At 72.5% G+C, this 24,108-nt stretch carries 19 protein-coding genes; 6 read left to right on the forward strand and 13 right to left on the reverse strand.

The genetic code is table 11. The annotated features are described in order from the left end of the window. Nucleotides 1-44 precede the first annotated feature (44 nt). Both AC6I72_RS07905 and AC6I72_RS07910 read right to left on the reverse strand, forming a co-directional pair. Complete coding sequence (locus AC6I72_RS07905; protein ID WP_498000152.1) at nt 45-1,433, reverse strand: M16 family metallopeptidase; 1,389 nt, start codon at nt 1,431-1,433, stop codon at nt 45-47. Continuing rightward, nucleotides 1,430-2,803 (reverse strand): M16 family metallopeptidase, encoded by a 1,374-nt coding sequence (locus AC6I72_RS07910; RefSeq protein WP_498000153.1) that lies wholly within the window; start codon nt 2,801-2,803, stop codon nt 1,430-1,432. Before AC6I72_RS07910 ends, AC6I72_RS07905 begins: the two co-directional genes overlap by 4 nt. A gap of 247 nt (nt 2,804-3,050) precedes the next feature. Here AC6I72_RS07910 and AC6I72_RS07915 point away from each other — a divergent pair, with 247 nt between their 5' ends. Continuing rightward, nucleotides 3,051-5,513 (forward strand): DNA gyrase/topoisomerase IV subunit A, encoded by a 2,463-nt coding sequence (locus AC6I72_RS07915; protein WP_498000154.1) that lies wholly within the window; start codon nt 3,051-3,053, stop codon nt 5,511-5,513. A gap of 235 nt (nt 5,514-5,748) precedes the next feature. On the opposite strand, the gene AC6I72_RS07920 is transcribed toward AC6I72_RS07915, so the two are convergent. After that, nucleotides 5,749-6,810: a CobW family GTP-binding protein gene (locus AC6I72_RS07920; protein WP_498004622.1), complete on the reverse strand. Its 1,062-nt coding sequence runs from the start codon at nt 6,808-6,810 to the stop codon at nt 5,749-5,751. A 529-nt stretch (nt 6,811-7,339) separates the two neighbouring features. Here AC6I72_RS07920 and AC6I72_RS07925 point away from each other — a divergent pair. The 3 genes from AC6I72_RS07925 to AC6I72_RS07935 all read left to right on the forward strand — a co-directional run bounded on the left by AC6I72_RS07925 (nt 7,340) and on the right by AC6I72_RS07935 (nt 11,037). Continuing rightward, nucleotides 7,340-8,332 (forward strand): ferredoxin family protein, encoded by a 993-nt coding sequence (locus AC6I72_RS07925; RefSeq protein WP_498000155.1) that lies wholly within the window; start codon nt 7,340-7,342, stop codon nt 8,330-8,332. Nucleotides 8,333-8,542: 210 nt separating this feature from the next. Then, a complete protein-coding gene (locus AC6I72_RS07930; protein ID WP_498000156.1) occupies nt 8,543-10,360 on the forward strand; it encodes an ATP-binding protein in 1,818 nt (605 codons plus the stop codon). Then, on the forward strand, nt 10,357-11,037 hold the full coding sequence (locus tag AC6I72_RS07935) for a response regulator (protein WP_498000157.1): 681 nt from the start codon (nt 10,357-10,359) through the stop codon (nt 11,035-11,037). Before AC6I72_RS07930 ends, AC6I72_RS07935 begins: the two co-directional genes overlap by 4 nt. A 61-nt stretch (nt 11,038-11,098) precedes the next feature. Here AC6I72_RS07935 and AC6I72_RS07940 read toward each other — a convergent pair whose 3' ends face one another. The 3 genes from AC6I72_RS07940 to AC6I72_RS07950 all read right to left on the reverse strand — a co-directional run bounded on the left by AC6I72_RS07940 (nt 11,099) and on the right by AC6I72_RS07950 (nt 14,051). Next, nucleotides 11,099-12,154 carry an ABC transporter substrate-binding protein gene (locus AC6I72_RS07940; RefSeq protein ID WP_498000158.1) on the reverse strand — a complete coding sequence of 352 codons (1,056 nt, stop codon included), beginning with the start codon at nt 12,152-12,154 and terminating at the stop codon, nt 11,099-11,101. 228 nt (nt 12,155-12,382) lie between these two features. Continuing rightward, complete coding sequence (locus AC6I72_RS07945; RefSeq protein WP_498000159.1) at nt 12,383-13,246, reverse strand: ABC transporter permease; 864 nt, start codon at nt 13,244-13,246, stop codon at nt 12,383-12,385. Continuing rightward, complete coding sequence (locus AC6I72_RS07950; RefSeq protein WP_498000160.1) at nt 13,236-14,051, reverse strand: ABC transporter ATP-binding protein; 816 nt, start codon at nt 14,049-14,051, stop codon at nt 13,236-13,238. The genes AC6I72_RS07945 and AC6I72_RS07950 overlap by 11 nt, the downstream gene beginning before the upstream one ends. Before the next feature lie 161 nt (nt 14,052-14,212). Between AC6I72_RS07950 and AC6I72_RS07955 the strand changes: the two genes are divergently transcribed. After that, a complete protein-coding gene (locus tag AC6I72_RS07955) occupies nt 14,213-14,905 on the forward strand; it encodes a response regulator (RefSeq protein WP_498000161.1) in 693 nt (230 codons plus the stop codon). A gap of 165 nt (nt 14,906-15,070) precedes the next feature. Here the strand turns inward: AC6I72_RS07955 and AC6I72_RS07960 are convergent, their stop codons facing one another. The 6 genes from AC6I72_RS07960 to AC6I72_RS07985 form a co-directional block, all read right to left on the reverse strand. Next, on the reverse strand, nt 15,071-16,669 hold the full coding sequence (locus tag AC6I72_RS07960; protein ID WP_498000162.1) for a monocarboxylic acid transporter: 1,599 nt from the start codon (nt 16,667-16,669) through the stop codon (nt 15,071-15,073). Then, nucleotides 16,666-17,223, reverse strand: a complete 558-nt coding sequence (locus AC6I72_RS07965) for a DUF485 domain-containing protein (RefSeq protein ID WP_498000163.1) — start codon at nt 17,221-17,223, stop codon at nt 16,666-16,668. Before AC6I72_RS07965 ends, AC6I72_RS07960 begins: the two co-directional genes overlap by 4 nt. 143 nt (nt 17,224-17,366) lie before the next feature. Further along, complete coding sequence (locus tag AC6I72_RS07970; RefSeq protein WP_498000164.1) at nt 17,367-18,050, reverse strand: response regulator transcription factor; 684 nt, start codon at nt 18,048-18,050, stop codon at nt 17,367-17,369. Then, nucleotides 18,047-19,198, reverse strand: a complete 1,152-nt coding sequence (locus AC6I72_RS07975; protein WP_498000165.1) for a sensor histidine kinase — start codon at nt 19,196-19,198, stop codon at nt 18,047-18,049. The genes AC6I72_RS07970 and AC6I72_RS07975 overlap by 4 nt, the downstream gene beginning before the upstream one ends. Then, on the reverse strand, nt 19,195-19,719 hold the full coding sequence (locus AC6I72_RS07980) for a DUF1453 domain-containing protein (RefSeq protein WP_498000166.1): 525 nt from the start codon (nt 19,717-19,719) through the stop codon (nt 19,195-19,197). Before AC6I72_RS07980 ends, AC6I72_RS07975 begins: the two co-directional genes overlap by 4 nt. 611 nt (nt 19,720-20,330) lie before the next feature. Next, complete coding sequence (locus AC6I72_RS07985) at nt 20,331-22,454, reverse strand: DNA gyrase/topoisomerase IV subunit B (protein ID WP_498000167.1); 2,124 nt, start codon at nt 22,452-22,454, stop codon at nt 20,331-20,333. Between the two features lie 440 nt (nt 22,455-22,894). Between AC6I72_RS07985 and AC6I72_RS07990 the strand changes: the two genes are divergently transcribed. Next, nucleotides 22,895-23,125, forward strand: coding sequence for a DUF7455 domain-containing protein (locus AC6I72_RS07990; protein ID WP_366728339.1), 231 nt, complete (start codon nt 22,895-22,897; stop codon nt 23,123-23,125). A 111-nt stretch (nt 23,126-23,236) separates the two neighbouring features. On the opposite strand, the gene AC6I72_RS07995 is transcribed toward AC6I72_RS07990, so the two are convergent. Continuing rightward, nucleotides 23,237-24,097 (reverse strand): S1 family peptidase, encoded by an 861-nt coding sequence (locus tag AC6I72_RS07995; protein ID WP_498000168.1) that lies wholly within the window; start codon nt 24,095-24,097, stop codon nt 23,237-23,239. Between the last annotated feature and the right edge of the window lie 11 nt (nt 24,098-24,108).

The following is a 24,108-nucleotide window of genomic DNA, read 5'->3' on the forward strand; positions in this document are numbered from 1 at the left end:
CGCGTCCGTCACCAGGGCCCCACGCGCGCGTGCCGGGCGGCGCGTTACTCGGCGGCGACGACGGTCACCGGGCCGATGCCGAGCGCCTCGACGGGCTCCTTGATCTGCGCCGCGTCCCCGACGAGCACCGTCACCAGCCGGTCCACCGGGAAGGCGCTGACGACCGCCGCGGTGGCCTCCACCGTGCCGGTCTGGGCGAGCTGCTGATAGAGCGTCGCCTGGTAGTCGTCGGGCAGGTGCTGCTCGACCTGGTCGGCCAGCGTGCTCGCCACGGCGGCGGCCGTCTCGTACTTGAGCGGCGCCACACCGACGAGGTTCTGCACGGCGACGTCCCGCTCGGCCTCGGTGAGGCCCTCGGCGGCCAGCTTGCGCAGCACGGTGAACAGGTCGTCCAGCGCGGGCCCGGTGTTCGGCGTGTCGACCGAGCCGCTGATGGCGAGCATCGCCGCGCCGGTGCCGTCGGGCGCGGAGCGCAGCACCTGGCCGAACGACCGCACCCCGTAGGTGTAGCCCTTCTCCTCGCGCAGGACGCGGTCCAGGCGGGAGGTGAGGGTGCCGCCCAGGCAGTAGGTGCCGAGCACCTGGGCGGGCCACACGCGGTCGTGCCGGTCGGGGCCGGTGCGGCCGATGAGCAGCTGCGTCTGGACGGCACCGGGCCGGTCCACGATCACGACGCGGCCGGTGTCGTCGGCGGTGACCGGCGGCACGGGCCGCGGCTCGGCCCGCGAACCGGTCCAGGAGCCCAGGGTCTCGCCCAGCAGCTCGTCGAGGTCGATGCCGGTGAGGTCGCCGACGACCACGGCGGTGGCCGTCGCGGGGCGTACGTGCCGGTCGTAGAAGGCGCGGACGGCGGACGCGTCGACGGCGCCGACGGTGTCCTCCGTGCCCTGGCGGGGACGCGACATGCGCGCGGTGGCCGGGAACAGCTCCTTGGAGAGTTCCTTGGCGGCCCGGCGGGAGGGGTTGGCCAGCTCGTGCGGGATCTCGTCGAGCCGGTTGCGCACCAGCCGTTCGACCTCGGACTCGGCGAACGCCGGTGCCCGCAGGGCGTCCGACAGCAGCCCGAGCCCCTTGGCCAGCCGGGAGGCCGGGACCTCCAGGCTGAGCCGTACGCCGGGGTGGTCGGCGTGCGCGTCCAGGGTGGCGCCCGCGCGCTCCAGTTCGGCGGCGAACTCCTCGGCGGAGTACTTGTCGGTGCCCTCGGAGAAGGCCCGCGCCATGATCGTGGCGACGCCGTCCAGGCCGGCCGGCTCCGCGTCCAGGGGTGCGTCGAGGAGCACCTCCACGGCGACGACCTGCTGGCCGGGGCGGTGGCAGCGCAGCACCGTCAGGCCGTTGTCCAGCGTGCCGCGCTCGGGGGCCGGGAACGCCCACGGCCGGGCCTCGCCCGCCTGGGGACGGGGGTGGAACTCCATGGTGGCCAGCTCGGTCACTTCGCCGTCTCCTCGGTGTCGTCGCCGGCCGCGGCGTCCGCGTCCGGTGCCTGCTCCTGTGCGTCGGGGGCGGTCGGCTCGTAGACGAGGACCGCGCGGTTGTCGGGGCGCAGGCGGGCCTTGGCGACCTCCTGGACCTCCTCCGGCGTCACCTCCAGGACGCGCTGGACGGCGGTCAGGGCGAGCTGCGGGTCACCGAACAGGACGGCGTAGCGGCACAGTTCGTCGGCGCGGCCCGCGACCGTGCCGAGCCGATCCAGCCACTCGCGTTCGAGCTGGGCCTGGGCGCGCTCCATCTCCTCGGCGGTCGGGCCCTCCTCGGCGAACCGGGCCAGTTCCTCGTCGATGGCGGCCTCGATGACCGGCACCTCGACGTCGCCGGAGGTCTTCACGTCGAGCCAGCCCAGGGAAGGCGCGCCGGCCAGCCGCAGCAGGCCGAACCCGGCGGCGACGGCGGTGCGGTCGCGGCGCACCAGCCGGTTGTACAGCCGGGAGGACTCGCCGCCGCCGAGGACGGTCAGCGCGAGGTCGGCCGCGTCGCACGCGCGCGTGCCGTCGTGCGGGAGCCGGTAGGCGGCCATCAGGGCGCGGGCCGGGACCTCCTCCTCGACGACCTCGCGCAGTTGTTCGCCGATGATCTCGGGCAGTGCGCCGTCGCGGGGCTGCGGCTTGCCGTCGTGGGCGGCGATGGAGCCGAAGTACTTCTCGATCCAGGCGAGGGTCTGCTGCGGGTCGATGTCGCCGACGACCGAGAGGACGGCGTTGTTCGGCGCGTAGTACGTCCGGAAGAACGCGCGCGCGTCCTCCAGGGTGGCCGCGTCCAGGTCGGCCATGGATCCGATGGGCGTGTGGTGGTACGGGTGGCCCTCCGGGTAGGCGAGGGCGGTCAGCTTCTCGAACGCCGTGCCGTAGGGCACGTTGTCGTAGCGCTGGCGGCGCTCGTTCTTGACGACGTCGCGCTGGTTCTCCATCGACTCGTCGTCCAGCGCGGCGAGCAGCGAGCCCATGCGGTCGGCCTCCAGCCAGAGGGCCAGTTCCAGCTGGTGGGCGGGCATGGTCTCGAAGTAGTTGGTGCGCTCGAAGCTGGTGGTGCCGTTGAGGGAGCCGCCTGCGCCCTGCACCAGTTCGAAGTGACCGTTGCCCTTGACCTGGGCGGAGCCCTGGAACATCAGGTGCTCGAAAAGGTGAGCCAGGCCGGTGCGCCCCTTGACCTCGTGGCGGGAGCCGACGTCGTACCAGAGGCACACCGCCGCGACCGGGGTCAGGTGGTCCTCGGAGAGCACCACGCGCAGGCCGTTGGCCAGGCGGTGCTCGGTCGCTGTCAGGCCGCCGGAGCCTGCCTCGGCTGTGGCCGTGTGACCCATGGGCATGTACGTCCCTTCGATCGCGGTGGCGGTCCGGGAACCGCCCTGTTCCTGCCGGTCCTGCCACTGTATGCAAGCGTGCGGACCGCTGGCGAAGTTCCCGCTCGCCGTACGCCGGGAGCGGAAGCGGATCGGGGCGGACAGGGGGCGCGCGGGACCCTCCGGGGCGGGGTCCGGTCCACGTTGTCAGTCCGGCGGTCCACAATGGTCGGCGTCAGATCCCGTCACACGCTTCAGCAAGGAGCCGGCAGCGATGGCCCGCCGCAGCACGAAGACCCCGCCGCCCGACGACCCCTACGAGGAGAAGATCCTCGACATCGACGTCGTCGACGAGATGCAGGGCTCCTTCCTCGAGTACGCGTACTCGGTCATCTACTCGCGCGCCCTGCCGGACGCCCGGGACGGCCTGAAGCCGGTGCACCGCCGCATCGTCTACCAGATGAACGAGATGGGCCTGCGCCCCGAGCGCGGCTACGTGAAGTGCGCCCGTGTCGTCGGCGAGGTCATGGGCAAGCTCCACCCGCACGGCGACGCGTCGATCTACGACGCGCTGGTGCGGCTGGCCCAGTCCTTCTCGATGCGTGTCCCGCTGGTCGACGGCCACGGCAACTTCGGCTCCCTGGGCAACGACGATCCGCCCGCCGCGATGCGGTACACCGAGTGCCGCATGGCCGAGGCGACGAGCCTGATGACCGAGTCGATCGACGAGGACACGGTCGACTTCGCGCCGAACTACGACGGCCAGGAGCAGGAGCCGGTGGCGCTGCCCGCCGCCTTCCCGAACCTGCTGGTGAACGGCGCGTCGGGCATCGCCGTCGGCATGGCCACGAACATGCCGCCGCACAACCTGGGCGAGGTCATCGCGGCGGCCCGGCACCTGATCCGCCATCCGAACGCGGACCTGGACGCGCTGATGCGGCACGTGCCGGGACCCGACCTGCCCACCGGCGGACGGATCGTCGGCCTGTCCGGCATCCGGGACGCCTACGAGTCGGGCCGCGGCACCTTCAAGATCCGCGCCACGGTCTCGGTGGAGACGGTGACCGCCCGCCGCAAGGGCCTCGTCGTCACCGAGCTGCCCTTCACGGTCGGTCCGGAGAAGGTCATCGCCAAGATCAAGGACCTGGTCGGCGCGAAGAAGATCCAGGGCATCGCCGACGTCAAGGACCTCACCGACCGCGAGCACGGGCTGCGCCTGGTCATCGAGATCAAGAACGGTTTCGTGCCGGAGGCGGTCCTGGAGCAGCTCTACAAGCTGACGCCGATGGAGGAGTCCTTCGGCATCAACAACGTCGCCCTGGTCGACGGCCAGCCCCTCACGCTCGGGCTGAAGGAGCTGCTGGAGGTCTACCTCGACCACCGCTTCGAGGTCGTACGGCGCCGCAGCGAGTACCGGCGCGGCAAGCGGCGCGACCGGCTGCACCTGGTCGAGGGCCTGCTCACGGCGCTGGTGGACATCGACGAGGTCATCCGGCTGATCCGCTCCAGCGAGAACTCCGCGCAGGCCAAGCAGCGCCTGATGGAGCGGTTCTCGCTCAGCGAGGTCCAGACGCAGTACATCCTCGACACGCCGCTGCGCCGGCTGACCAAGTACGACCGTATCGAGCTGGAGGCGGAGAAGGACCGGCTCACCGCGGAGATCGAGGAGCTGACGCGGATCCTGGAGTCCGACGCGGAGCTGCGCAAACTGGTCTCGAACGAACTCGCCGTGGTCGCCAAGAAGTTCGGCACCCCGCGGCGCACGGTCCTGCTGGAGGCGGGCGCCGTCCAGGTCGCGGCGGTGCCGCTGCAGGTGGCGGACGATCCGTGCCGGGTCCTGCTGTCCTCGACCGGTCTGCTGGCCCGCACGACTGACGACGGGCCCTTCCCGCAGGACACGGACGCCAGGCGGCACAAGCACGACGTGATCGTCTCGGCGGTCCCGGCCACGGCGCGCGGCGAGGTCGGCGTGGTCACGTCGGCCGGCCGCCTGCTGCGGGTGAACGTCGTGGACCTGCCCCAGCTGCCCCCGACGGCGGCGGCGCCGAACCTGTCCGGCGGCGCGCCGATCGCGGAGTTCATCTCCCTGGACGACGACGAGACGGTGATCTGCCTGACCACGCTGGACGAGTCCTCGCCCGGTCTCGCGCTCGGCACGGAGCAGGGTGTCGTCAAGCGGGTGGTCCCCGACTACCCCGCCAACAAGGAGGAGCTGGAGGTCATCACCCTCAAGGAGGGCGACCGGATCGTCGGCGCGGCCGAGCTGCGCACCGGTGAGGAGGACCTGGTCTTCGTCACGGACGACGCGCAGTTGCTGCGCTACCAGGCGTCCCAGGTCAGGCCGCAGGGCCGCCCGGCCGGCGGCATGGCGGGCATCAAGCTCGCCGACGGCGCCAAGGTCATCTCCTTCACGACGGTGGACCCGGCCGCGGAGGCGGTGGTGTTCACGGTCGCGGGCTCGCGCGGCACGCTGGACGACTCGGTGCAGACGACGGCCAAGGTGACACCGTTCGACCAGTACCCGCGCAAGGGCCGGGCCACCGGCGGTGTGCGCTGCCAGCGGTTCCTGAAGGGCGAGGACTGCCTGTCGTTCGCCTGGGCGGGCCCCACCCCGGCGCTGGCCGCGCAGAAGAACGGCAACCCGGCCGAACTCCCGGAGATCGACCCGCGCCGCGACGGCTCGGGCGTGTCGCTGCCGAAGACGGTGGCGGTGGTGGCCGGTCCCGCCTGGGCGTGAGGCCGTTCGGGGCCGGGCGGGGAGCCGTCCGGCCCCCGGGGGGGGAGCCCGAGCGGGTCCCGACGGGGGACGCTCGGGGCCCCTCCGGACCGGGTCGAATCGTCCCGGTCGAATCCGTCCGCAGGCGGGTCCCCTCCGTCCCGGCGCGGGGTGAGTCCGTCCGGGCGCGGGGTGAGTTGGTCCCGGCGCGGGCCGGATCCGTCCCGGCCTGGGCCGAGTCTGTCCCGGACCGGTCCTAGACGGGCGGGTCCTCGGTGGGTACGTCCTCCTGGCCAGGGCCCTGGACGTAACGCAGGACGCCCCACATGCCGTGCTCGTCGGCGTGCGGGGTGTCCGCCTCGCACGCCTGGAGTTCCTTGACGAGGCCGGGGACGTCGGTGCCGGACCCGATGAGCACGAGCTGGGTGCGGTGCGGTTCGCCGGCCGGCCAGGGTTCGGGGTAGAAGCGCAGGAACCGGCCCACGGCGTGCACGGCGTAGCGGTTGCGCGGGTCGTACGGGCCGAAGCCGACGTACCCCTTGATGCGGTAGAGCCCGTCGGGCCGGCTGTCCAGGAACCGCATCAGGCGGCGGGGGTCGAGCGGCACGTCGGAGACGAAGGAGAGGCTGTCGTAGCCGGCGTGCAGATGGCCGGCGTGGTGGTCGTGGGCGTCGTCGGGGCCGTCCTCCCCGAAGGCGCCCAGATCGTCGAAGGACAGCTGCCCGACACGTTCCTCACCGGGCCGGCAGTCGAACAGGAACTCGGGGTCCACACGGCCGTAGGAGGCCGGGACGACGGCGGCCCGGTCGACGAGGGACCGTACGGTGGCGAGCACCTGTTCGCCGCCGGTGGCGCGGTCGGTCTTGTTGACGACGACGAGGTCCGCGAGCGCGAGGTGCCGGTCGATCTCGGGGTGCCGGGCCCTGGTGCCGTCGAACTCGGCGGCGTCGACCACCTCGACGAGGCCGCCGTAGACGACCCGGGGGTTCTCGCTGGCCAGCACCATCCGGACCAGTTCCTGCGGCTCGGCCAGCCCGCTCGCCTCGACGACGATCACGTCGATGCCGGCGCCGGGGCGGGTCAGCCGGTCCAGGTACTGGTCCAGCTCCCCCGCGTCCACGGCACAGCACAGGCACCCGTTGCCCAGGGAGACGGTGGAGTCGCCGAGCGCGCCCGCGACCGCCATCGCGTCGATCTCGATGGCCCCGAAGTCGTTGACGATCGCGCCGATCCGGCTGCCGCCGCTGTGGTGGAGGAGGTGGTTGAGCAGCGTGGTCTTCCCGGCGCCGAGGAATCCGGCGAGCACGACGACGGGGATCTGGGCGCTGCCCGGGCGTGCGGCGGGCGGGGCGGTGACCGGGGCCGCGACGGGACGCGGGTCCGGGTCGCGGTCCGGGTCCGGGTACGGGTTCCGGAGCGGCTGGCTCACCGTGCGACCTCTCTCCCAGCGGTGCGGTGCGCGCCCGGGGCGACGGGACCCGGTGCGGGCGCGCGGACTGACTGCCGCACCAGGATACGAGCCGCTCACCGGCCCGGAGACGGCGAGCGGCTCCCCCCGCGCGGGGCACCGTCACGGCCCCTGCGGGTCACGCCCTCACGCGCGGGCGCGCAACATCTGCCCGGAGATCCGCGCTGGTGCCCGGCAGCGCGGATCTTTCGCCGCGTCGGCGCCGGCCTGCCGGCCGATGGGGCGCTTGGCGTCCTTCCAGTCGATCGGAAGGTGCGGCCGCGACTGCGGCTGCGGCTGCGGCTGCGCGAGTGCCCGCACAGAAGCTGGCACGTCGGCGCCGGGGTGCCGGGCGGGCCCGGACGGTCCGCAGGGGTCCGGCCGCAGTAGGCTCGCCCCTGTGAGTACGTGCGCGACCGCCTCCCGGCAGCTCGGCGAACCGTTGTCCGCCACCGCGCCCACGGCGACGACGTGGCTGCTGCTGGAACAGCCCGGCCCCTGGGGCGCCAAGGCGCTCACGTCCAGCCACCTGGACCCGGCCCTGGGACGCGCACTGGAGCGGGCGGCACAGGGCACCGGCGTCCGGATCGCCCTCATCCGCCGCCCCGGACGGCACGCCGACTGCCACACCCCTTCGATGCGGCATGTGTACGCGGCCCACACCCTGCCCGGCGCCACCTGGCTGCACGGCGCGGTGACCGCCGCCCCCGAACAGTTGCTGGACCTCGACTTCGCCGCCCTCGGCAGGGGTGACCACCACACCTTCGACACGGTCCTGACGGGCGGGCCGCACACAGCGAGCCCGCTCGCCCTCGTGTGCACCAACGGCAGACGCGACCGGTGCTGCGCCCTGCTGGGCCGGCCCCTCGCCGCGGAACTCTCCTCCCGCGGGGTCGGGGGCACCTGGGAGGTCTCGCACCTGGGCGGCCACCGCTTCTCCCCCACCCTGCTCGTCCTCCCCCACGGGTACGCGTACGGACGCGCCGAGGCCCACGCGGTCGAGGAGGTTCTGCACGGCGTGGGGGAGGGCCGGGTCGTCCTCGAAGGCTGCCGGGGCCGCAGCGCCTGGGACCGGCCCGCGCAGGCCGCCGAACTGGCCGTGCGCGAGGCGGCCGGCGAATACCGCGCCGACGCGCTGACCGTCGTACCCACCGCTCCTCCGGCCGGCCCCGGTGTACCGGACCCGGCCCGTGCGCCGCGCCCGGAGGGCGCCGCATCGTGCTGGGAAGTGACCGTCGCCCATGTCGACGGACGCCGCTGGCACGTCACCGTGGCGCGGGGCACCTCCGGTCCGCCGCGCCCGGAGAGCTGCGGCGCGTCGGTGCTCGGCACGCCGGCCCGCATGGACGTGCGGGCCGTGCGCGAACTGGCGGTGCCCCGGCCGCACCACTGAGCCCACCGGAACCGCCGGGAGAACCGGCCGGGAGAGAGCGGCGCGCGGAGTCGGCTCGGCCGGGAGAGAGCGCGCAAAGTCGCCACGGCCGGGAGACCCGCGCGCGGGATCGGCTCGGCCCGGAGAGCCGCCCGCGGGAATCGGCTGCGCCGGGAGATCCGCGCCACACCACCTGGGGCGGCCGCCGTCCCGCACCGTACCGTCATCCGCATGAGCACGACTGCCCCCGCACGCCGCCGACGCCTGGGCCTGCCCCGGCGGGCGTTCTCCCAGGTGCTGCTGACGCAGCTGGCGATCGCCGCGGGAGTCGCCGTCCTGGCGACCGGGCTGTTCCTCGCGCCGCTCAGCCACCAGCTGGACGACCAGGCGATGCGGCGCGCCCTCTCGATCGCCGAGACCACCGCCGAGAACCCGCAGATCGCCCGCGACCTCCAGCGCACCCCGCCCAGTGCGGACGGACCGGTGCAGCGGGAGGCGGAACGGATCCGCAGCGCGACAGGGGCCGAGTACGTCGTGGTGATGGACCTGCGGGGCACACGCTGGTCGCACGCCGATCCCGAGCAGATCGGCAGGATCGTCTCGACGAGTCCCGAAGCCCCTCTGGCCGGCCAGAAGGTCATGCAGATCGACACCGGCACCCTGGGCCGCTCCGCCCGCGGCAAGGTGCCGCTCTACGACGACCGCCACCACATCGTCGGGGCCGTCTCGGTCGGCATCGCCTACACCAGCGTCCGCGCCCGCCTGATCGACGCCATCCCCGGACTGCTCGCGTACGCGGGCGGAGCCCTGGCCGTCGGCGCGCTGGCCGCCTGGCTGGTCTCCCGGCGGGTGCAGCGGCAGACCAGGGACCTGGCCTTCTCCGACATCGCGGCCCTGCTCGCCGAACGGGAGGCCATGCTGCACAGCATCCGCGAGGGCGTCGTGGCCCTGGACCGGGACGGCCGGGTGCGGCTGCTCAACGACGAGGCGCGACGGCTGCTCGGCATCGGTGACGAGGCCGTGGGCCGCTCCCTGGACGAGGCCCTCGGCGAGGGCCGTACGACCGACGTCCTGGCCGGGCGGGTGACCGGCACCGACCTGCTCACCGTACGCGGACAGCGGGTGCTGGTCGCCAACCGGATGCCGACCGACGACGGCGGCGCCGTCGCCACCCTGCGCGACCGCACCGAACTGGAGCAGCTCGGCCGGGAACTGGACTCCACCCGGGGCCTGATCGACGCGCTGCGCGCCCAGGACCACGAGCACGCCAACCGCATGCACACCCTGCTCGGGCTGCTGGAACTGGAGATGTACGACGACGCGGTGGAGTTCGTCGGGGAGGTGGTGGGCGATCACCGGGCCACCGCGGAGCAGGTCACCGAGAAGATCCAGGACCCGCTGCTCGCCGCCCTGCTCGTCGGCAAGGCCACCGTCGCGGCCGAGCGCGGTGTGGCGCTGTGGATCTCCGACCGGACGTGGCTGCCGGACCGGCTGGTCGACCCTCGGGGCCTGGTCACCGTCGTCGGCAACCTCGTGGACAACGCACTCGACGCGGTGGCGGCGACGCCGCACGCGCGCGTGGAGGTCGAGCTGCGCACCCAGGGGCGCAGCGCCGTCCTGAGAGTCCGCGACACGGGTCCGGGGATCCCGGCCGAGCTGCGCGAACTGGTCTTCACGGAAGGCTGGTCCACCAAGCGGCCACCGGCGCACGGGAAGCGCGGCATAGGGCTCTCCCTCGTGCGCAGGCTGGCCGAGCGGCAGGGCGGGAGCGCGACGGTGGGCGCGGCGCACGGCGGCGGCGCGGAGTTCACGGTGGTGCTGCCGGAGGCGCTGGAGGAGGGCGCGGCCCCGGCCCCCGCCGCCGCTCCCGCCGGGGCCCTCGCGTCCGTCGGGCCCGTCACCACAGGCGGGTCCGTCACCGCCGCCGGGCCCGTCGCGTCCGACCCAGCCACCGTCGCGTCCGGCGGCACCACCGCCGCGTCCGGCCCCGCCGCCGCTTCCCCCGCTTCCGCCGACGTCCCCGCTTCCCCCGATGAGGAGGCACGGTGATCGAGGTTCTGGTCGTGGACGACGACGCCCGGGTCGCGCGGGTCAATGCCGCGTACGTCGCCAAGGTGCCCGGCTTCCGCGTCGCGGGCCTGGCGCACAGCGCGGCCGAGGCGCTGCACCGGCTGGAGGCACTGCCGCGCCCGGACCTGGTGCTCCTGGACCACCATCTGCCGGACCGGACAGGGCTCGAGGTGGTGCGGGAGATGCGCCGCCGCGGCCACCAGAGCGACGTGATCATGGTGACGGCGGCCCGGGACGTGGCGACCGTCCAGGCGGCGATGCGGCACGGCGCGCTGCAGTACCTGGTCAAACCGTTCACGTTCGCGGGCCTGCGGCCCCGGCTGGAGGCGTACGCCGCGCTGCGCCGCACCCTGGACGGCGGCGGGGAGGCCGAACAGGCGGAGGTGGACCGCATCTTCGGGGCGCTGTCCGCGTCCACGGCGCCGGGCCCGCCCCGGGCGCACTCCCCCACCACCGCCGGCCTCGTACGCCAGACCCTGATCCGCGCGGACGCGCCGTTGTCGGCGCAGGACGTCGCCGACCGGACGGGGCTGAGCCGGCAGACCGCCCAGCGCTATCTGAAGCTGCTGGAGCGCGCGGGGCGGGCCCGGCTGACCCTCCGGTACGGCGACGCGGGCCGCCCCGAACACCGTTACGTGTGGGCGGCCCGCGTCTGAGGACACGGCTCACGGGGTGCAGGGGACGGAGTCCGTTCCCCTCCCGCGGCCGGCACGGAGGTCAGCCGGTGGCCTTCTTGACGAACTCCGTCGTGAAGGTCTTGCTCAGGTCCACCTTGGCGTTCTTGATGGTGGGGTTGAACGCCTTGAGGACCTTCTCGACGGTCTCGGGACCGTTCGCCGGCATGACGCCGTCCGTGGTGAACATCGGCAGCGTGCTCTTGATGGCCGCCGCGTACAGGAGCTTGTTGCCCTGCGAGTAGTCGGCGGGCATCTTGTCGGCGATCTCGGTCGCGCTGTGGGTGGACATCCACTTGAGCGTCTTGACGAACGCGTTGGCCAGCTTCTGGACGGTGTCCTTGTGGCTGTTGACCCACTCCGTCTGCATGTACAGGCTCGACGACGGGTACGGGCCGCCGAGCGCCTCCTGCGAGCCCTCCGGGGTGCGCATGTCGAGCAGGATCTTGCCGGCCTTCTTGTCCAGGATGGTCGCGACGGTCGGGTCGGTGGTCATACCGCCGTCGATGGAGCCCTTCTGCAGCGCGGAGATGAACGTCGGTCCGGCACCGACGGCGACCGGGGTGAAGTCGCTGACGTTCACGCCGTTCTTCACCGCGAGGTACTTGGTGAGGAAGTCGGTCGAGGAGCCGAGGCCGGTGACGCCGAGTTTCTTGCCCTTGAAGTCCTTAGGAGAGGTGATCTTCCCCTCGGCCTTGGCGGAGACCACCTCCACCTCGCCCGGCGCGTGCGAGAACTGCACCACGGACTCGATGTCCTTGCCCTTGACCTGGAGGTCGAGGGTGTGGTCGTAGAAGCCGACGGCGCCCTGGACCTGGCCCGACACGAGCGCGGTCTCGGCCTGGACGCCGGCGGGCTCGCTGAGCAGTTCCACGTTCAGTCCCTCGGCGGAGAAGAAGCCGAGGCGCTGGGTGAGCATGGCGGGCATGTAGATGACCTTGTCCAGGCCGCCGACCATGATCTTGACGTGCTCGCCCTTGCCGCCGCCGCTGCCGCTGCCGGCCGCCGAGCCGGCCGCGTCGTTGGCGCAGGCGGTGAGGGAGGACAGGGCGAGCAGGCCGGTGGCGGCCGACGCCGCGAGTCTGGTGGTCTTGCGCATGACGATTCACGTCCTAGGGGTGAGCGGTACGGGGCGGGGTGCGGGGAAGAGGATGGCGCCGGGCGGGCCCGAGGGGCCGGCGGCTCGGTGCGCGGACCGCGGGCCTGCGGACCCGGCGGACTTGCGGGCCTGCAGACCCGCGCACCGGCGCACCGGCGGACCGGTGGCACAGTGGCGAGGCCGCGGCTCAGCGGCCGAAACGGCAGCTCGGTGACCGGAGTCGGCGACTCAGTGGCCGGAGTCGGCGGGCTTCCAGCGGAAGATACGGCGCTCGGCGAAGGTGAGCAGCCCCTCGGCGACGAGGGCGACCGCGGCGAGGATGACCATCGCGGCGTACACACCGGCCGCGTTGAAGGTGCCCTGGGACTGCGCCACGAGCAGGCCGATGCCGTTGGTGGCGCCGATGTACTCGCCGACGATGGCGCCGATGAGGGCGAAGCCGAAGCTGACGTGGAGGCTGGTGAAGATCCAGGTGGTGGCGGACGGGATGACCACCTGGAAGGTGACCCTGCGGTCGCTGGCGCCGAGGATCCGCGCGTTGGCCACCAGGTTGCGGTCTACCTCGCGGGCGCCCTGGAAGGCGTTGAAGAACACCGGGAAGAAGACGAGGACGACGGCCGAGGCGATCTTGGACATCGGGCCGAGCCCGAACCAGATCACGAAGATCGGGGCGAGCACGATCCTGGGGAGCGAGTTGAGCACCTTGATGTAGGGGCCCAGGACGTCGGCCAGGAAGGGGATGCGGCCCAGCGCGATGCCGAGGACGACACCGGCCACCACACCGAACACCCAGCCGATCAGAGCCTCGTAGAGGGTGTACCAGATCTGCTCGCCCAGCGAGCCGAGCGCGGTGCCGTGGGTGATCCACGTCCACATCTGGTCCCAGATCTTGGACGGCATCGAGAAGTTGAAGGGATCGATGACCTCCGCGCGGGAGAGGGCCTCCCACAGGCCGAGCACGGCCACCAGGAGCAGGACGCGGGCGGCGGTGACGATCACCTTCCGCTTGCGCGCGGCGCGCGCCCGGGAATGCGCCCTGTCGGGCGTCTTGGCCACCTCGGCGACCGGCGTGCTGAGTGTCTCAGGCGACATGGGCGGCACCTCTTTCACGGGTGATGCGGACCTCTTCGCCCAGGGACTGCCAGATCTCGCGGTAGATGTCGATGAACTCGCTCTGCAGGCGCACCTGTTCGACCTTGCGCGGCCGGGGCAGGCGGATGTCGAAGACCTGCTTCACGGTGGCCGGGCCGGCCGTCATCACGACCACCTTGTCGGCCAGCGCGATGGCCTCCTCCAGGTCGTGGGTGACGAAGACGACCGAGGAGCCCGTCCCCTCCCACAGCTCCAGCAGCTCGTCCGACATCAGCGCCCGGGTCTGGACGTCGAGCGCCGAGAACGGCTCGTCCATGAGCAGGATCTCGGGGTCGTTGACGAAGGTCGCGGCGAGCGCGACCCGCTTGCGCTGACCGCCGGAGAGCTGGTGCGGGTAACGGTCCTCGAAGGCGGCGAGCCCGACCCGGGCCAGCCACGCCCGTGCCTTCTCCTTCGCCTCCGCCTTGGGCACACCGCGGAAACGCGGCCCGGCCATCACGTTGGACAGCACCGTCCGCCAGGGGAAGGTGGCGTCCTGCTGGAAGACGAAGCCGACCTTGCCGCCGACACCGGTCACCGGCTCGCCGGCCACCAGCACCTCACCCTCGGTGGGCTCCTCCAGCCCGCTGACCAGCGTCAGCGTGGTCGACTTGCCGCAGCCGGTGGGTCCCACCACGGCCACGAACTCGCCGCGCCGCACGGTGAGGTCGAGATCCCTCACCGCGGTGTGCAGGCCCCCCGACGGGGTCCTGAACGTCTTGCTCGCGCCCCGTAGCTCGATGGCGGGGCTGGTGTCTGCGCTCATGACCCGGGACGGTAGGTGTGGCCCCCGCCACAGCAGCAGTCTTCTGTTCGCAAGCCGTTCTTTTGCTCGCAAGCACCTGTTGTGCTCGTTTTGCTCGCGCTACAACAACGGAGCCGAAACACGGGCTTAACGCTCGCCAGGCCTTGAGGGAGAGAGGCCCGATGATTGACGTCCTGGTGGTCGACGACGACTTCCGTGTCGCCGAGATCAACGCGAAGTACGTGGGAAAGGTTCCCGGTTTCCGGGTGACCTCCCGCGCGCACAGTGCTGCCCAGGCACTGGCCGCCGTACAACGCGGAGGCATCGACCTGGTCCTGCTCGACCACTACCTGCCCGACCGCACCGGTCTGGAACTCGTCCACCGCATGCGCGAACAGGGCCTGGGAACCGACGTCATCATGATCACGGCGGCCGGCGACGTGGCGACCGTGCAGCAGGCGATGCGGCTGGGTGCGCTGCACTACCTGGTCAAGCCCTTCACCTTCACCGCGCTGCGCACCCGCCTTGACTCCTACGCCGCCCTGCGCCGCACCGTCGACCGCGTCGGCGGCCGCGGAGTGGCCGGGCAGGAGCAGGTCGACCGGATCTTCGGTGCCCTGCGCACCACACCGGCACCGTCCTCCCCCGGCCTGCCCAGCGGCCACTCGGAGCCGACGACGGACCTCATCTGCGGTGTCCTGCACGGCGCCGGCCGGCCGCTGTCGGCCCACGAGGTGGCCGAGCGCACCGGCCTGAGCCGGTCCACCGCCCAGCGCTACCTGCGCCACCTGGAACAGGCCGGCCGGCTGCGCCTGTCACTCAAGTACGGCGACACCGGGCGCCCGGAGCACCGCTACGCGTGGTTGGCGCCGTGACGCGGGGCGGCCGGTGCCGGTGGCCACCGGTGACCGGCCGGTCCGGTGCCGCAGGTGCCGTGGGACGCCTCCCCCGGCCAGGGCGAGGGCGCCCGCCCGGCGACCGGTCGCCGGGGAGCCCGCCAGGCCGGCCCTCGGTGTGACGACGGCCGGGGCCGGCGCCGCTCACACGGCCCCCGCCCCGGTCAGCGACCGCACCTCCGTCTCCGCGTACTTGGCCTCGTCGGGCGGTTCCGCGGAGGTGACGGTGCCCAGCCAGCCGGCCAGGAAGCCCAGCGGGATGGAGACGATGCCCGGGTTCTCCAGCGGGAAGTACTGGAAGTCGACGCCGGGGAAGAGGGACTCCGGGCTGCCCGAGACGACCGGGGAGAGCACGACGAGCCCCAGGGCCGGGATCAGGCCCCCGTACACCGCCCACACCGCGCCACGGGTGGTGAACCCCCGCCAGAACAGGGAGTAGAGGAGCACCGGCAGGTTCGCCGAGGCGGCGACGGCGAAGGCGAGCCCGACCAGGAAGGCGACGTTGAGGTCGCGGGCGAGCAGACCGAGGCCGATGGCGACCACCCCGACGCCGACGGCCGCGATCCGTGCCACGGCCACCTCGCCGCGCTGCCGCCCGCCACGCCGCCTCAGCGAGGCGTACAGGTCGTGGGCGACGGACGCGGAGGAGGCGAGCGTGATCCCGGCGACCACGGCGAGGATGGTGGCGAACGCGACCGCGGCCACCACCGCGAACAGCACCGTGCCGCCCGTGGAGTCCGCACCACCGCCGAGGTCGAGGGCGAGCAGCGGGACCGCCGTGTTCCCGGCCGCGTTCGACCCGCGCACGGCCTGGGGCCCGACGATCGCGGCGGCCCCGAACCCGAGCACGATCGTCATCAGGTAGAAGCCGCCGATGAGTCCGATGGACCAGAGCGCCGACCTGCGCGCCGCCCGTGCGGTCGGCACCGTGTAGAAGCGGGACAGGATGTGCGGCAGACCGCCCGTGCCGAGTACCAGCGCGAGCCCGAGGCTGATGAAGTCCAGGCGCGCGGTCCAGTCACCGCCGTACTTCAGGCCGGGCGCCAGGAAGGCCGCCCCGTGGCCGCTGTGCTCGGCCGCGGCACGCAGCAGCCGGGCGGGATCGCCGTGGAAGCGGACCATGACGAGTACGGTCAGCACGACGGTCCCGGCGAGCAGCAGGACGGCCTTGACGATCTGGATCCAGGTGGTGGCCCGCATCCCGCCCAGCGACACATACACCACCATCAGCGCACCGACGACGATCACGGCCCACGCCTGCGCCGCGCCGCCCGCACCCGTCCGCCCCAGCAGCAGGGCCACCAGACTGCCCGCGCCCACCATCTGCGCCACCAGGTACAGGACGGACACGGTGACCGAGGACGTGCCCGCCGCGATCCGCACCGGCCGCTCGCTCATCCGGGCCGCCACCACGTCGGCGAGGGTGAAGCGGCCGCAGTTGCGCACCAGTTCGGCGACGAGGAACAGCACCACCAGCCAGCCGACGAGGAAGCCCACCACGTACAGCACCCCGTCGTAACCGAAGAGCGCGATCAGCCCGGGCACACCGAGGAAGGAGGCGGCGGAGGCGTAGTCCCCGGCGATGGCAAAACCATTCTCCATCGGGGAGAAGAGCCGCCCGCCCGCATAGAACTCCTCCGCCGAACCGTGTCTTCTGCGGCTCACCCAGGTCGTGATGGCCAGCGTGACCGCCACGAACCCGCTGAACAGCACCAGCGCCGGCACCTGGTGGCCACCGGTCATGACGCGCCCTCCCGCATGGTCCCCCGTGTCAGCACCTGCGTGTCCCAGCGCAGTTCGAGCGCGGCCCGGTCCCGCCGCAGCCGGGCGTGCCGGGCGTAGGCCCACGCGAAGAGGAAGGTGGTGAGGAACTGCCCGAGCCCCGCGAGGATCGCCACGTTCACCGCGCCCGCCACCGGCCGCGCCATCAGCCCGGGCGCGGTCGTCGCGGTCACGACGTAGGCGACGTACCAGACCAGGAAGACCATCACCGCCGGCACCACGAACCTCCGGTAGCGACCGCGCACCTCCTGGAACGCGGCACTGCGCTGCACCTCCAGGTACACCTCGGCCGCCGTCCCCGCACCCGGCCGGCCCGCTTCCTCCCGCCGGGCCGCCGGCACCCCTGCGGCGGGGGCTCCCGCCCCCTCCCCCTCACCCCAGCCGGACGCCAGCGCGTCGTACCACGGATCGCGATACCGCAGGTCCTCGGGCGGCTGCTCCCGGCCCTCGTGGCTCCCGGACGGGCCCTCGGCGCCGCCCCCGTCCCCGTGGGGACCGCCGTTGCTTGACTGCATGCCCAAGGATGGGCGCAACGGGAAGACTCCCGGCTTCCCTTCCCCTCGCTCTTCACTCCATCAGGTGACCCGACCCCAGCCGACTCACCCCCGGGTGACTCCGCCCGTGCGACTCGACTCGGAAAGGCTCGGTCCCGGCTGGCTCAGCTCGCCGGCGGCCGCGCCAGCCCCTTCGCGTACGCGTACCGCACCGCCTGCGCCCGGTCCTTGAGGCCCGTCTTGGCGAAGAGGTTGTTGATGTGCGTCTTCACGGTGGCGGTGGAGACATGCAGCCGGCGCGCGATCTCCTGGTTGCTCAGCCCCTCGGCGATCAGCACCAGCACCTCGCACTCCCGGCCGGTGAGCCCGTCCGGCGGCTCGGAGGGATGCGCCTGCCGGTGGTCGGACTCGGACAGCCGCTCCAGCAGCCGCCGCTGGATACCGGGCGACAGCCCCGCGTCCCCCGACAGCACGCTCTCCACGGCCCGGACGATCTCGTCGCCCCCCGCGTCCTTGGTCAGATAGCCCCGCGCTCCCGCCCTGAGAGCGGGAAACAGCGACTCGTCGTCCGCGTACGTCGTGAGGATCACCACCTGGGTCCCCGGGTACTGCGACCTGATCCGCCGGGTGGCCTCGACGCCGTCGCAGCGGGGCATCCGCAGGTCCATCAGCACCACGTCCGGAGCCACCTCCGCGACGAGCTTCACCGCCTCGTCCCCGTCGCCCGCGGACCCCACCACCTCGATGCCCGGGAGCAGCCCCAGCAGCATCACGATGCCTTCGCGCACCACCGTCTGGTCGTCGGCCACCACCACCCGCGCCGGTTTCCTCCCGGCCTCGTCGCTCATACCGGCACCTTCAGCGTCACCACGAACCCCTCCTCGCGCGGGCCGGCCTCCAGCGAGCCGCCCAGCAGCTCGGCCCGCTCCCGCATGCCCAGCAGACCGTACCCGCCGCCGGCCCCGCTCAGGTCGCCCGGCGGGCCGCCCGAGTCCCGCACGTCCAGCATCACCTGGTGCTCTCCGTAGTCCAGCCGGAGCCGGACCTTGGCCCCCGGAGCATGCTTGCGGACGTTGGTCAGGGCCTCCTGCGCGACCCGGCGCACCGCCTGCGACGCCTCGGCGGGCAGCTGTCTGCGATCACCCGAGACGGTGACCTCCGCACCGTCGGTCGCCGCCACGAGCTGGTTGAGGAAGTCCTCCAGCGGCGTCAGCTCCCCGCGCAGCGCGGACAGGGCCTGCCGGGTCTCCTCGAGACCGTCGCGGGCCATTCCCCGGGCGGCGACCACCCGCTCCAGGATCTGGTCGCGCTCCGCTCCCCGCTCGATGAGGAGCCGGGCCGCCTCCAGGTGCACGAGCTGCGCCGAGAGGCTGTGCGCCAGCACGTCGTGGATCTCCCGGGCGATCCTCGCCCGCTCCCCCAGCGCCGCAGACTCCGCCTCCGCCACCCGCGCGGCCCGCTCCTGGGCGAGCAGCCGCTGGGCGTTGCCACGGGCTTCGGCGTCGAGACGCAGGACGTAGCCCGCGAGCGCCAGGCCCGCCGCCGTGACGGCGGTGGTGAGCCACCGGTCGTCGTCGGCGAGAGCGAACGCGGTGAGAGCGACACCGGTCAGGGGCGTGGCCACCGCGAGCGGCAGCCTCTCCAGCGCGGCGATCGCGCAGGCGCACCAGATGACGAGGGCGGGCACATGGAAGCCCGCCGCCTGAGCGGCGGCCGCCATGCCGAGGAGAACGGCGAAGAGCCCCAGCGACGGCGCGAGCCGGTGCGCGAACGTGGTCCGGAAGAAACCCCAGCCCGCGGCCGCCACCACGACGACACCGACGGCCCCGCCCAACGCACCCCAGAGATGGACGTGACTGCTGCGGAAGGTGCTCCACAGCAGGACGGCGGCCATCAGGATCCGCGCGCCCCACCCCAGGAGGCGCCGGGGCCGGGAGATTCCGACGCGTCCCAGCGCCTCCGGAGAGGGCCAGCGCGTCCAGACGTTCTCCGTCACACGCGCTCCTTCCACGCGGGTCGGGGGCTGCCGCCACCGTACGCCGGGAGCCGGCCGTCCGCCGGGGCGAGGGCCCGCGTCCTCTGGACGAGGACACCCGAGCGAACCAGCAGCGTGGCGGCCAGGGCGAGCATGAGGGCCGGGCTCCCCTGGTGCAGGCCGAGCAGCGCGCCCCACCCGAACAGGCCGGCACGCAGGATGATGCCCCCGGCCCAGACGGCCATGCTCGCCCTGGTGCTCTTGGTCCACACCGTGCCGTCCGGCTCCGCCCATATACGGGTGGTCCAGGCCCATCCGGCCCCGATCCCGAGCCCGATGACCAGTTCGGCCGCGAGCAGCAATGAGGCCGCGGTGCGGTGGTGGGCGTCGATCAGACCGGGGTCGCGCAGCGCGACCACCGCCAGGATCGCGGGCAGGAGCCACCAGCGCCGGTCGGCATCGAGCCGGCGTGCGCCGAACTGCCTCGTGATCACGACGGCGGCGACGGCGACGATCACCAGCACATTGACGAGCCCGGACATCAGAGCCTCCATGAGCGGGAAGGGGAGCCCGACGGCGAGAACCGTCGACGCCTTCGACGCTACGGAAATCCGCGGGCGGAGTGATCGGAGCACGGGTGGATCACGGGTGGATCCCACACCGCCGCCGACTCCACCCACGGGTGGAGAGACGGCGGGTGGCAGAGCCCTGCGCACCCGCGCCGTACCGGCGCCCCGGCAGCCGGCGCGGCTCGACCCCGCGGACGGAGACCGGAGCCGGTCCGCCGCACATCAAGTGAACCGGCCCATGCCCGCCCGCCCGCCGCACATCGGCCCGGCTGACGCTCTTCCGTCCCCGGCCCCGCCCACGGCCGGGCCGGTCGGCACCTGCCCGTCCGCCACGCATCGCCCGGCTGTCGCCTGCCCGCCCACCCACGACCAGGCCGGCCGACGCCTCTCCGTCCGCCACCGACCGGGCCGGCCGGTGGCGGAGCAGGTCGGTGGTGAGCGGGTTCCTCCGCCGCGCACCGGTCCAGACCGGCTCTCGCGACAGAGTTCCGGCCCTCCGGAGTCAGGCGCTCCACGAGGACCGGCCCGGGCAGGCCCGGTGTCCCTGCCCGGGCCGGCCCCGCGGCCGCCCGGTCCGCCGGCCGCTACGCGTCGATGCGCGAGCGGTCGAGTGTCGCCGCCGAGCTGGCGATGAACTCCTTGCGAGGTGCCACGTCGTTGCCCATCAGGAGGTCGAACACCCCTTCCGCGGCCTCCAGATCGGAGAGGTTGATCCGGCGCAGGGTGCGATGGCGCGGGTCCATGGTGGTCTCGGCCAACTGGTCGGCGTCCATCTCACCGAGGCCCTTGTACCGCTGGATCGAGTCCTTGTACCGGATGTTCTTGCTTTGGAACTCCAGGAGCTTGTCGCGCAGTTCGCGGTCCGAGTACGTGTAGACGTACTTGTCCTGGCCCTTCTTCGGCTGGATCAGCTCGATGCGGTGCAGCGGCGGCACCGCCGCGAACACCCGGCCGGCCTCGACCATGGGCCGCATGTAGCGGTGGAACAGGGTCAGGAGCAGGGTGCGGATGTGGGAGCCGTCCACGTCCGCGTCGGTCATCATGATGATCTTGCCGTAGCGTGCCGCGTCCAGGTCGAAGGTGCGGCCCGAGCCTGCCCCTATCACCTGGATGATCGCGCCGCACTCGGCGTTCTTCAGCATGTCCGTGACGGACGACTTCTGGACGTTGAGGATCTTGCCGCGGATCGGCAGCAGCGCCTGGAACTCGGAGTTCCGGGCGAGCTTGGCGGTACCGAGCGCAGAGTCGCCCTCGACGATGAACAGTTCGCTGCGGTCCACGTCGTCGCTGCGGCAGTCGGCGAGCTTGGCCGGCAGGGAGGATGACTCCAGGGCCGTCTTGCGGCGCTGGGCGTCCTTGTGCTGGCGGGCCGCGATCCGGGTCCGGGCGGCGGCGACGGCCTTCTCCATGATCACACGGGCCTGCTGGGCGGCGTCCCGCTTGGTGGAGGTCAGGAACGCCTTGAGCTCCCTGGTGATCACGTTGTTCACGATGCGGCGGGCCGCCGAGGTGCCGAGGACCTCCTTGGTCTGGCCCTCGAACTGCGGCTCCGCGAGCCGGACCGTGACGACCGCGGTGAGGCCCTCCAGGGCGTCGTCCTTGACGATGTCGTCCTCGGCGACGCGCAGCATCTTCTTGGCCCGCAGCACCTCGTTCATCGTCTTGGTGACGGCCTGCTCGAAACCGGCGACGTGGGTGCCGCCCTTGGGCGTGGCGATGATGTTGACGAACGAGCGCAGGGTGGTGTCGTAGCCGGTTCCCCAGCGCAGGGCGACGTCCACGCCGAGATCACGGGTGACCTCCGTGGGTGTCATCTGGCCGTGGTCGTCGAGGACGGGAACCGTTTCCTTGAAGGAGCCCTGCCCGCTGAAGCGGAGCACGTCGCACACCGGCCTGTCGCTCGCCAGGTACTCGCAGAACTCGCTGATGCCGCCGTCGAAGCGGAAGGACTCCTCGCCCTTGCTGCCGCCCTCGCCGAGGCCGTACTCGTCACGGACCACGATGGTCAGGCCGGGCACCAGGAAAGCCGTCTGCCGGGCGCGCTGGTGCAGATTCTCCAGGGAGAGCTTCGCGTCCTTGAGGAAGATCTGGCGGTCGGCCCAGTAGCGCACGCGCGTGCCGGTCCGCGCCTTGGGGATTTTCTTGGCCTTGCGCAGACCGCTGCCGGCCTCGAACTTGGCCTCGGGACCGTTGCCCGTGAACGCGCCGGGCACGCCGCGCCGGAAGCTGATGGCGTGCGTGTGGCCACCGCGGTCGACCTCGACGTCCAGCCGGGCGGAGAGCGCGTTGACGACGGAGGCGCCGACGCCGTGCAGACCGCCGGAGGCGGCGTAGGAGCCACCGCCGAACTTGCCGCCGGCGTGCAGCTTGGTCATGACGACCTCGACGCCGGACAGGCCGGTCCTGGGCTCGACGTCGACCGGGATGCCGCGGCCGTTGTCCCGGACCTCCACGGAGCCGTCGTCGTGCAGGACGACCTCGATGTGGTCGCAGACGCCGGCGAGGGCCTCGTCCACGGAGTTGTCGATGATCTCCCACAGGCAGTGCATCAGACCGCGGCTGTCGGTCGATCCGATGTACATGCCGGGGCGCTTGCGCACGGCCTCGAGCCCCTCGAGGACGAGCAGGTGCCGCGCGGTGTAGTTGGAGCCGTCACGGTCTGCTCCTGCCAGCAGAGCTGTGGACGGCACGGACGTATCGGCGGTCACGCGGTTCGCTCCTCGCTGAATTTCAGGTGAGGCCCTCGTGGGTAAGGGCGCGGCTTCGGTTGCCGCTCAGAGGGTACCGAGGCCTGGTAGAGCCCTTGTAACGCAACCCTCGGCAGCGACCCAGACTAGTCGACGATCGCATGTACGTTCGATCCCTCGATGGAGTGAAGCACATATCACGTTCCCTTCGAGGCATGAACCATTTAGGCTCCGGGCACGTCCTCATGAACAACCGGCAAGCCGGCCGGGAGGACCGACCATGACCGACAGCGCGAACCCGTAAGACACACAGAAACGTAATACGGCACATTCGCCGCCAAACCGGCAACGGACAGCCGCCTCGGAAAGATTTTTCGAGGAAAAGCCGCGAGCGGGAACGTTTGGGGCTGGTTGGATGTTGACCCTGGTACGACAGCTCGTCGAGCTAGAGAAGAGGCGACGTGACTACTGTTCTGACCCCCGCGAGCCCGCTGACGGCCGCTGATCGCTGCGACCGCTGCGGCGCCCAGGCTTACCTGCGCGTCGTCCTGCTGAGCGGCGGAGAACTGCTCTTCTGCGCCCACCACGGTCGCAAGTTCGAGCCGGAACTCAAGAAGATCGCCGCTGAGATACAGGACGAGACGGAGCGCCTCACCTCCGTGCCCTCCAACGCGTCCGAGGAAGAGCGCTGACCGAGCGCTGACCATCTCGCACGACGAGCCAGCACCGGCACAGGCCGGCGAACGGGCGGCCGCTCCTGACCCACAGGAGCGGCCGCCCGTCATTGTCCCCGTCGAGCCCCATCAGCCCTCTCCGGCCGCCCCGGGCAGCGCCCTGGACCCGCGGGCCTCGCGCAGCGCCCGCACCACGGCCGACACCCGCGTGTAGACGCCGGGGCTCCCCGCCCGGCCGCAGCCGTTCCCCCACGACACGAGCCCGATGAGGCGCCCCTCGGCCACCAGCGGACCGCCGCTGTCGCCCTGGCAGGCGTCGCGGCCGCCCGTGCTCTCCCCCGCGCACAGCATCGTCTCCGGCGCGTACGTCCCCTCGGCATTGCCGGGATACGCCCGCCGGCACTGGGCGTCGGGCAGGACGTGCACCCGCGCGGCATGCAGGCCGTGCGGGTACGCGGCGCCTCCGGTCGTGTCCCCCCAGCCGTAGACGAGAGCGCTCGTGCCCGGCGTGTACGCCGGGTCGCCCACGCCCGCCATGGGAATGACCGCCCGCTGCGGCAGCGGCTCGGCCAGGGTGAGCACCGCGAAGTCCCCCGAGTTCGTCATGACGTCGTAGCGCGGATTGACCCAGGTCTCTCGTACACGGATCTCCCTGCCCTCGGCGGAGAGCAGGTCCGTACGCCCCTCGATGACTTTCAGATCGCGTGTCGGTGGTGCGCCGACCACCTCACCGGCCAGACAGTGGGCGGCGGTCAGCACGGTGGTGCGGGCGACGGCCACGGCTCCGCAGAACTGCCCCGCCCGGGTACCTCCGAACCGGTCACGGCTGGCCAGGGCCACGGTCCACGGGCTCTGCGACACGTCGACGGGAAAACCCCCCACGACAACGCCGTCGGCGGCCGCGGGGGCCGCGTCCACCAGCGGTATCGCGGCCCCCGCGGCCGCCAGGACCAGCGGCCCGGCCAGTGCCCGGGCAATACGGCATCGCATGCGCACTCCTC

This window comes from Streptomyces sp. Xyl84, from assembly GCF_059731885.1.